Annotated in this window: 6 protein-coding genes; 3 read left to right on the top strand and 3 right to left on the bottom strand. The window is 65.0% G+C overall.

The window, feature by feature from the left end; all coding sequences use genetic code 11:
* Window positions 1-6: 6 nt before the first annotated feature.
* Together AOQ71_RS20565 and AOQ71_RS20570 are read right to left on the bottom strand one after the other, a co-directional pair.
* A complete protein-coding gene (locus AOQ71_RS20565) occupies window positions 7-1,191 on the bottom strand; it encodes an extracellular catalytic domain type 1 short-chain-length polyhydroxyalkanoate depolymerase (RefSeq protein ID WP_057750059.1) in 1,185 nt (394 codons plus the stop codon).
* Between the two features lie 140 nt (window positions 1,192-1,331).
* A complete protein-coding gene (locus AOQ71_RS20570) occupies window positions 1,332-2,744 on the bottom strand; it encodes an MFS transporter (RefSeq protein WP_057750062.1) in 1,413 nt (470 codons plus the stop codon).
* 186 nt (window positions 2,745-2,930) lie between these two features.
* Between AOQ71_RS20570 and sthA the strand changes: the two genes are divergently transcribed.
* From sthA to AOQ71_RS20585, 3 genes are all read left to right on the top strand, one after another.
* Complete coding sequence (gene sthA, locus AOQ71_RS20575; protein WP_057750108.1) at window positions 2,931-4,322, top strand: Si-specific NAD(P)(+) transhydrogenase; 1,392 nt, start codon at window positions 2,931-2,933, stop codon at window positions 4,320-4,322.
* A 402-nt stretch (window positions 4,323-4,724) separates the two neighbouring features.
* Entirely contained in the window at window positions 4,725-5,960 is a 1,236-nt protein-coding gene (locus tag AOQ71_RS20580) for an LLM class flavin-dependent oxidoreductase (RefSeq protein WP_057750066.1), read from the top strand.
* 242 nt (window positions 5,961-6,202) lie between these two features.
* Complete coding sequence (locus tag AOQ71_RS20585) at window positions 6,203-7,579, top strand: cytochrome P450 (RefSeq protein WP_057750069.1); 1,377 nt, start codon at window positions 6,203-6,205, stop codon at window positions 7,577-7,579.
* A gap of 207 nt (window positions 7,580-7,786) precedes the next feature.
* Here the strand turns inward: AOQ71_RS20585 and AOQ71_RS43550 are convergent.
* Window positions 7,787-8,780 (bottom strand): transposase (locus AOQ71_RS43550; RefSeq protein WP_083513880.1); only part of this gene is annotated, 994 nt, incomplete at its 5' end.

Raw genomic sequence — 8,780 nt, forward strand, 5'->3', positions numbered from 1 at the left:
GACGCGCTACTTCATCAATCCCGCCGCCGTCAGCGCGCGGGTGATGATCTGGCCGAGATCGAAGCGGCTGGCCTGCTCGCGCTTCGGCGCGGCCTTCTCCTCGGCGACTTTCACACGGATCGTGCGGGCAAGATGTGGCGCCGGCGGGCGGACGGGAACTGCCTTTGCTGGAGCGGCGGGCTTCGCCTCGGCCTTCTTCTTTGCCTCCTGGATCCAGCCGGTGAGGCCGAAGAACTTTGCGATGTGGTAGGACGAGGAGATGCCGGCCTCGATCAGGAAGGCGCCTTCGAGGCCGTAGCGCTGGTCGTTGTCGGCAAGGCCGAGCGGCGTACCGTGGGCCATGCCGGTGATGGTGTAGGACTCCACCAGCGTCTCGCCGTCCCTGTTCCACCAGGCCTGGCGCGGATAGCCGTCGACATTGGTCTCGGCCATCGGCGTCAGCGGCAGGTCGTGCAGATCGAGCCACTGCTTGACGATCTCGTTGGCATTGCCGGGATTGACGGTGCGGTCGGCGCTGCCGTGCCACACCGACACTTTCGGCCAGGGCCCGCGATGGTCGGTGGCCCGCCGCACGAAGTCGCCGAGCTCGCGCTCAGGGCGTTGGGGCGAATGAAACATGCCGTCCAGCGCTTCGCGCAAGTTCGAGGCGATGCCGTAAGGCAGTCCTGCGATGATCGCGCCGGCCGCGAACACTTCCGGATAGGTCGCGAGCATCACCGAGGTCATGCCGCCGCCGGCGGAAAGGCCGGTGATGTAGATGCGCCTGGGATCGATGCGATGCGCCTGAACCATATGCGCGATCATCTCGCGGATCGACTTCGCTTCGCCGGAGCCGCGCGCGGTGTCATCAGGATTGAACCAGTTGAAGCAGGTGTTGGCATTGTTGATGCGCTGCTGCTCGGGCATGACAAGCGCAAAGCCGTAGTGACGCGCGAGCGTCGACCAGCCCGCACCGAGGTCGTAAGCCGCGGCCGTCTGGCCGCAGCCGTGCAGCACGACGACGAGCGCGCGCGGCTTCTGCAGCTCTGCCGGCACGAACGCGAACATGCGCAAGGCGCCGGGATTGTCGCCGAAGCCGGTGATCTCCTGCAACGGACTGGACGAAACAGCGCTTGCGCCGAAGTCGGGCAGGCGCAGACCATCCATCCTTGGTAGACGTCTCAACAGATCGACATTTCTGGCTAGCGACACGGCAAATTCCTGGTGGGCGACTTACAACGTTTACCCGACCAGATAGTTGCTGCAGTGCGAAATGAAAAGCCCGCGTGCTGTCGACCTCGCAGGAATCGCGCGGATTCCCGCAGATTTCCGGACGTATTAACCGCAATGCCTCAACTTCGTGCAGATACGCGGCGCATCCACGTCAGGAATGCGGCTGACATCATGATGAATGTCACAAACAGCGCGAGCGAGACGAGAAATCCTGCGCGCGCTGATTGCAACGATTCGATGGCGAAAAATACCGCGCCGATCGCGGCCACTCCGGCCGCATTTCCGATCTGCGCCGTCGTGCCGTACATGCCGGAGGCCGAGCCTGCCGCGACAGGCTTGACGGTCGAGAGCACCGCGCCTGACAGCGGCGCCATCACCAGGCCCTGGCCGTAGCCGAAGATGAGCATGATGAGTGCGAGCGCGACCGGTGTTGGCGCATCGCGCATGCCCACGACAAGCGCGAGCGCGGCGAGGCCCGCAATCTGCAACGCGCAGCCTTCGAGCAAAACCCTGGTGCCGCGATGCCTTGCCCGCGCGCCGCTGTGGCGCGAGCCGACGACGAAAGCCAGCGCGAGCGGAAGAAAGGCAAGGCCGGCGGCGAGCGGCGCGATCTTCAGGCCGCGCTGCATGAACAGCGTCATGACAAGATAGAACGAGAGATTGGCCGCGAAGAAAAACAACGCAGCACCAAGCCCGCGCAGGAACGCGGCATCCGCCAGCAGTGTCAGATCGATCAACGGCATGCCGCCGGCGCGCGCGACGGCGTGCTCGAACTTGACGAATGCGAACAGGATCGCGCCGCCGCTTCCCATTGCCGCCCACAGCCAGGGCGCCCAGCCGGCATCGTGGCCGAACAGCAGCAGGCCGATCAGGCACAGCAGCCCTGCGAACAGCACGATGCTGCCCTTGATGTCGAGCCTGGTGCCCGCTCGGCGCGGCGTTGTCGGCATGATCTGCCACGCAGCCGCCGCGATCACGAGGCCGAAAGGCACGTTGACGTAGAAGACCGATCGCCAGCCGGCGCCGGCAAGGTCGAGCGTGACCAGCAGACCGCCGAGCAAGAAGCCGGCAGCGCCCGCAAGCCCGAGCACGATGCCATAGATGCCGAAGGCGCGGCTGCGCGACTCGTCGGTGAAGAGCAGATGCAAGGTCGCCAGCACCTGCGGCACCATCAGCGCTGCGGTCGCGCCCTGCGCCAGCCGCGCGATGATCAGCTCCAGGCCTGAATGCGCCAAACCGCACCACAGCGACGTCGCGGTGAAGCCGAGGACGCCGGCGAGGAAGATCGTCTTGGTGCCGTGGATATCGCCGAGCCGGCCGCCGGTGACGACCAGCGTCGCATAGGCGATCAGGTAGATCGCGATGACGGATTCGATCTGCGCCGGGCTCGCGTGCAGGTCGGCCGCGATGGTCGGGATCGCGACGTTGACGATGAAGGCGTCGACGCCGAACATGAATTGCGCGGCGACGACGATCGCCAGCACCCACCAGCGGCGAGTCGAATCGACGGGCTTTGTGACGGTTTGATGCATTTCGCGCGAGCCTTCCGCGATTTATTTGCGCGCAAAGCTCGCAGATCGCCGTCATCGGCGCGATTACCTCGGAGGTAGGACTGGCCGCCTCTTGCCGCCTCCGTGTCGCCTTGGCCCGATTGCTGCATGTCGGTTCCCGCTGAGATTGCAAGGCTTTGAAGGCAAGTCGGTTTGGAAGCGAATCCGATGTACGACTACGACATGGTGGTGATCGGCTCGGGCCCGTCGGGGCGTCGGGCCGCGGTGCAATGCGCCAAGCTCGGCAAGGCCGTGCTGGTGGTGGAGAAGGGCCGGCGCGTCGGCGGCGTCTCCGTTCACACCGGCACGATCCCCTCGAAGACGCTGCGCGAGACGGTGCTGAATCTCTCCGGCTGGCGCGAGCGCGGCTTCTATGGCCGCTCCTACCGGGTGAAGCAGGACATCGCCGCGAGCGACCTGATGATCCGCTTGCAGAAGACACTCGACCACGAGGTTGAGGTGCTCGAGCATCAGTTCAGCCGCAACCTGGTCCGCACCGCCAATGGCGAAGCACGCCTGGTCTCGCCGCACGAGGTCGAGATCACCAGCGCCATCGGCGAGACCAAGATCGTGTCGGCCGCCTTCATCCTGATCGCCTGCGGCACCCGCCCGTTCCGGCCCGCCGACGTGCCGTTCGACGGCCATTCCGTGCTCGACAGCGACGAGATCATCGAGCTGACGAAGCTGCCGCGCAGCCTCGCCGTGATCGGCGCCGGCGTGATCGGCGTCGAATACGCCACCATCTTCAGCGCCCTCGACGTTCCGGTGACGCTGATCGAACCGCGGCCGACCTTCCTCGATTTCATCGACAAGGAATTGATCGACGAGTTCATGCACGAGCTGCGCGACCGCAACGTCGCGCTGCGGCTCGGCTCCAAGGTGACGTCGATCGAGAAGAATGCGCAGGGCAGCATCGTCACGCATCTGTCTGATGGCCGCCACGTCGGCACCGAGATGCTGCTGTTCGCGGCGGGCCGCGTCGGCGCCACCGACCGGCTCAACCTGGAGGCGGCCGGCATCGCCGTCGACCATCGCGGCCGCATCAAGGTCGACCCTGTCACCTTGCAGACCAGCGTGCCGCATATCTATGCGGCCGGCGACGTGATCGGCTTTCCGAGCCTCGCCTCGACCTCGATGGAGCAGGGCCGCGTCGCCGCCTGCCACGCGCTCGGCATGGAGCCCTTGGCGCCGCCGGAATTCTTTCCCTACGGCATCTATTCGGTACCGGAGATCTCGACCGCGGGCCTGACGGAAGAAGAGGTGCGCACGCGCGGCATTCCCTACGAGGTCGGCATTGCCCGCTTCCGCGAGACCTCGCGCGGGCACATCATGGGGCTGAACAGCGGCATGATGAAGATGATCTTCTCCACCAAGACCCGCCGCCTGCTCGGCGTGCACATCCTCGGCGAAGGCGCCACCGAGCTGATCCATATCGGCCAGGCCGTGCTGAACCTCAAGGGCACGATCGACTATTTCATCCAGAACACGTTCAACTATCCGACGCTGGCGGAAGCGTACAAGATCGCCGGCCTCGATGCGTGGAACAGGATGACGCGGTGATCTTTCTTCACCTCGCCCCGCTTGCGGGGAGAGGTCCGAATTCAAACGCAGTTTGAATTCCGGGTGAGGGGAGCTTCCGCGAACCGTCTGTCCACTGGCGCGAATGCCCTCTCAACGCGTCATTGCGAGCGCAGCGAAGCAATCCAGCGTCTTTCCGCGGAGGGATTCCGGATTGCTTCGCTGCGCTCGCAGTGACGGTGTGGGAGCCCATCGACAGCCCAACGACCTGCGTCCCCGCGGCGACTCCCCTCTCACCCGACCCTCTCCCCGCAAGTGGGGCGAGGAAGAAGAAACACGCATGCCTTCATTCCGCCGCGCGGGACATCGCGCGATTGCGTTCGTGGCATCGGGCACGTAGCCTGACACAACCAACGAACAAAAAACTCAACCGGAGAGAACGCCATGGCGCGCCTGAAGTTTGGGGCTTTCCTTGCCCCGCATCACCCGATCGGGGAGCATCCGATGCTCCAGTTCCGGCGCGATCTCGACCTGGTCGAGCAGCTCGACGCGCTCGGCTATGACGAGTTCTGGTGCGGCGAGCACCATTCGTCCGGCTGGGAGATGATCGCCTCGCCCGAGATGTTCCTGGCCGCGGCCGGCGAGCGCACCAAGCGGATCAAGCTCGGCACCGGCGTGATCTCGCTGCCCTATCACCATCCCTTCAACGTCGCCCAGCGCATGGTGCAGCTCGACCACATGACCGGTGGCCGCGCCATCTTCGGCTCCGGCCCCGGCGCACTGGCCTCGGACGCACATACGCTCGGCATCGACCCGATGACGCAGCGCGACCGCCAGGACGAGGCGATCGCGGTGATCCGCCGCCTCTTCAACGGCGAGCGTGTCACAGCCAGGAGCGACTGGTTCACCATGAACGACGCCGCGCTGCAGCTCCTGCCGTTGCAGGAGGAGATGCCGTTCGTGGTGGCCTCGCAGATCTCGCCGTCAGGCATGACGCTGGCCGGCAAATACGGCATCGGCATCATCTCGCTCGGCTCGATGACGACGCAGGGATTGATGTCGCTGCAACAGCAATGGCAATTCGCCGAGGATGCTGCCAGGAAGCACGGCACGAAGGTCGACCGCGCCGACTGGCGCGTTCTGCTGACCTTCCACATCGCCGAGAGCCGCGAGCAGGCGCGGAGAGAAGCTGGCGCCGGGCTGATGCGCTGGCACAACGAATATAATGTCGGCACGCTGCAACGGCCGGGCCTGACCGCGTTCTCCTCGCCTGATGAAGCCGTGGACAAGACCGCCTTCGTCGACGGCGCCGCCTCCACCATCGGCACGCCCGACGATCTCGTCAAAACCATCAAGAACGTGATGGAAGTGTCCGGCGGCGTCGGCGCCATCATCGGATTCGTGCACGACTGGGCCAATCCGGAAGCCACGCGCCGCAGCTGGGACATGGTGGCGCGCTATGTCGTGCCTGAAATCAACGGCTATATCGATGGCCTGCGCAAGTCGCAGAAATTCGTGATCGAGAACCGCGCGATCTTCGAGCGTGCCGGCCAGGCCGTGATGGCCAAGATCATGGAGAACGAGAAGGCCGCCGAGGCGCTGAAGGTGACCGGCCCCGGCCGCGTCGCGATTCCCGCCGTTAACGCGCCGGATTTGCAGAAGGAAGCGGCGAAGCGGTAGGGCGCTGAAGGCCAGTCTCCATTGTCGTCCCGGCGACGGCCGGGACCCATACGCCGCAGCAATAGCTTTGCGAAGGCTTGGAGTTACCAGTTCGTCCGACAACTCCTCCCCTGGGGTTATGGGTCCCGGCTTTCGCCGGGACGACGACCTCGCTTGCGGTAATCCGCGCGCCGAACAACCGGCGCGTCATCGTGCCGGTATTGTGCTATTATCCTCTGGGTCAGCCATCCGGAGCAATCGTCATGTCGATGCAGAATGTGGCCACGTCGGCGCTTCACTACACCGCGCCCAAACGCAATGAGCTGACGCACATTCCCGGCGACGAAGGCTGGCCGATCATCGGCAAGACGTTTCAGGTGCTCGCCGATCCCAAGGGGCATATCGAGCGAAACGGCGCCAAATACGGTCCGGTCTACCGCACCCATATTTTCGGCGAGACCAACATCGTGCTGCTCGGCCCGGAGGCCAACGAGCTCGTGCTGTTCGACCAGCAAAAGCTGTTTTCGTCGACCCATGGCTGGAACCACGTGCTTGGGCTCTTGTTTCCGCGCGGCCTGATGTTGCTCGACTTCGACGAGCACAGGCTGCATCGCAAGGCGCTGTCGGTCGCGTTCAAGTCCGGGCCGATGAAGTCCTATCTGAGCGATCTCGATCGCGGCATCTCCGCGCGCGTCGCGCAATGGAAGTCCAGGCCCGGCGAGATGCGGCTTTATCCGGCGATGAAGCAGCTCACGCTCGATCTCGCCGCGACGTCCTTTCTCGGCGCCGACATCGGACCCGAGGTCGACGAGATCAACCGCGCCTTCGTCGATATGGTGGCGGCTGCGGTCGCCCCGATCCGCCGTCCGCTGCCCGGCACGCAGATGGCGGCCGGCGTGAGGGGGCGCAAGCGCATCATCGCCTATTTCCGCGAGCAGATTCCGCTGCGCCGTGGCAATCACGGCGGCGATGACCTGTTCTCGCATCTCTGCCGCGCCACCCATGAGGATGGCGCGCTGTTGTCCGACCAGGACATCATCGACCATATGAGCTTCCTGATGATGGCCGCGCACGACACGCTGACCTCGTCGCTGACGTCCTTCATCGGCGAGCTCGCCGCCAACCCCGACTGGCAGAGCAGGCTGCGCAACGAAGTTCTCGCGCTCGGGCTCAGGCCGGATGCGCCCTGCAGCTTCGACGCTCTCGAGAAGATGCCGCTGTCGGAAATGGCCTTCAAGGAAGCGCTGCGGATCAAGCCCCCGGTGCCCTCGATGCCGCGGCGCGCAATGCGCGATTTCAGCTTCAAGGGTTTTGCGATTCCCGCCGGCACCGCTGTCGGCGTCAATCCGCTCTACACGCACCACATGAAGGATATCTGGCCGGAGCCGGATCGCTTCGATCCCTTGCGCTTCACCGAGGAAGCCCAGCGCAATCGGCATCGCTTCGCCTGGATTCCGTTCGGCGGCGGGGCCCATATGTGCCTCGGCCTGCACTTCGCCTACATGCAGGCGAAATGCTTTGCGCGGCACTTCCTGCAGAACATCGAGGTCTCGCTCGAGCCTGGCTACAAGCCGGAGTGGCAGATGTGGCCGATCCCGAAGCCGCGGGATGGGTTGAGGGTGCGGATGAAGGCGGTTTAGCCGCCGGTCTCGTAGGACCTCCTACCCTTCGTCAAGGGTGGGAGTCCCTGACAGATAACTATAGCACCGTGCTCGACGCTATCCAGGACGCTTCGCGCCGGCTTTGCCGGTGCCTATGGCATCCTGGACAGCGTCTGCGCGCGGCGCTCTTGCGTTCGGCAGGTCGGGACGAAGGAACGGTCGCATGCGGCCGAACAAAGGAACGGCTCAGCCTGCTGCCGAGATCTTCGCGCTGTTGTGGTCTGCGTCGTAGGGCGTCTGGTGCTTGAGCGTCGCGCACAAGGCAAAGAGCAGGCGATCTCCCACACCACGCAGCGCACGCGCATGGCCGTGTCCGCGCTGCCGCAAAGCATCATAGCGTCGCCGGGCTGCGGCGTCGTATTGAAGCGCGCCGCGCGACCAGTGATGAACGGCGCTTTGCAGCCGCCTGTTGCAGGCCAGGCGGCGGATCACGAAGCGTTGCTTGCCGCTTTGCCGCGTCACCGGTGCGACCCCTGCCAAGGCGCGCAAGGCGTGGTAGTCTCGTCTGCGCAGAGGCTCGGTGGCCTCGACGAGCAGTGTGGCAAGAACGATCCTGCCGATTCCCGGCCAGGAGCGAAGGATCGCCACGTCACACTGCTCGGGATTCTGCCCCGCGGGGCTCTCCTGTTCTTCGAGCTTGGCGCACAGGCGGTCCAGGCTGTGCTGCGCTTCCTTGATTTGCTGATTGACCAGGCGCAGACGGGCCGCGAGGCTGCGGATATGCACGCACGCAGCCTCCGTCGTGCCCGGTGCCACGAGCAGGGGTGTCTCGCGCAAAGTCTTGAGCACCGTCGCCGCATCGAGGCGGCGGATACGATAGGCGCTGAGGATGCGCGCGATCGCCTTGTCGCTGGCCTTGGCCGCGCTGTCCGGCGTCGGCACCTTTTGCCAAAGTGCCAGGAACCAGTCGTCGGCGACATCGTCGGTCAGCTTGGCCGCTTGGGGATAGTACCGCCACAACTGCTGACGCAGGCGATTGGCAAGCCGCGTGCGCTCCTGCTGCAGCTCCTCCGCCATGCGCGACCACTCGCGCAGCTCGATCACCACCGGATTGTCGGCCGCAAGCTGGCGGAAGGCCGCACAGTCCGTACGCAATGAGCTTCCGAGCACATGAGCGTCGCGGCGATCATCCTTGGCACCGGCCACCGTGAAGCGATCCCGGAAGCGGTCGAGTTGCTTG

Source organism: Bradyrhizobium manausense, assembly GCF_001440035.1.
Lineage (GTDB): Bacteria > Pseudomonadota > Alphaproteobacteria > Rhizobiales > Xanthobacteraceae > Bradyrhizobium > Bradyrhizobium manausense.

What these genes read in the sequence shown, in the direction of transcription:
- AOQ71_RS20570 (WP_057750062.1), bottom strand. Translation starts at nt 2,744, where the DNA reads ATGCATCAAACCGTCACAAAGCCCGTCGATTCGACTCGCCGCTGGTGG.
- sthA (WP_057750108.1), top strand. Translation starts at nt 2,931, where the DNA reads ATGTACGACTACGACATGGTGGTGATCGGCTCGGGCCCGTCGGGGCGT.
- AOQ71_RS20580 (WP_057750066.1), top strand. Translation starts at nt 4,725, where the DNA reads ATGGCGCGCCTGAAGTTTGGGGCTTTCCTTGCCCCGCATCACCCGATC.
- AOQ71_RS20585 (WP_057750069.1), top strand. Translation starts at nt 6,203, where the DNA reads ATGTCGATGCAGAATGTGGCCACGTCGGCGCTTCACTACACCGCGCCC.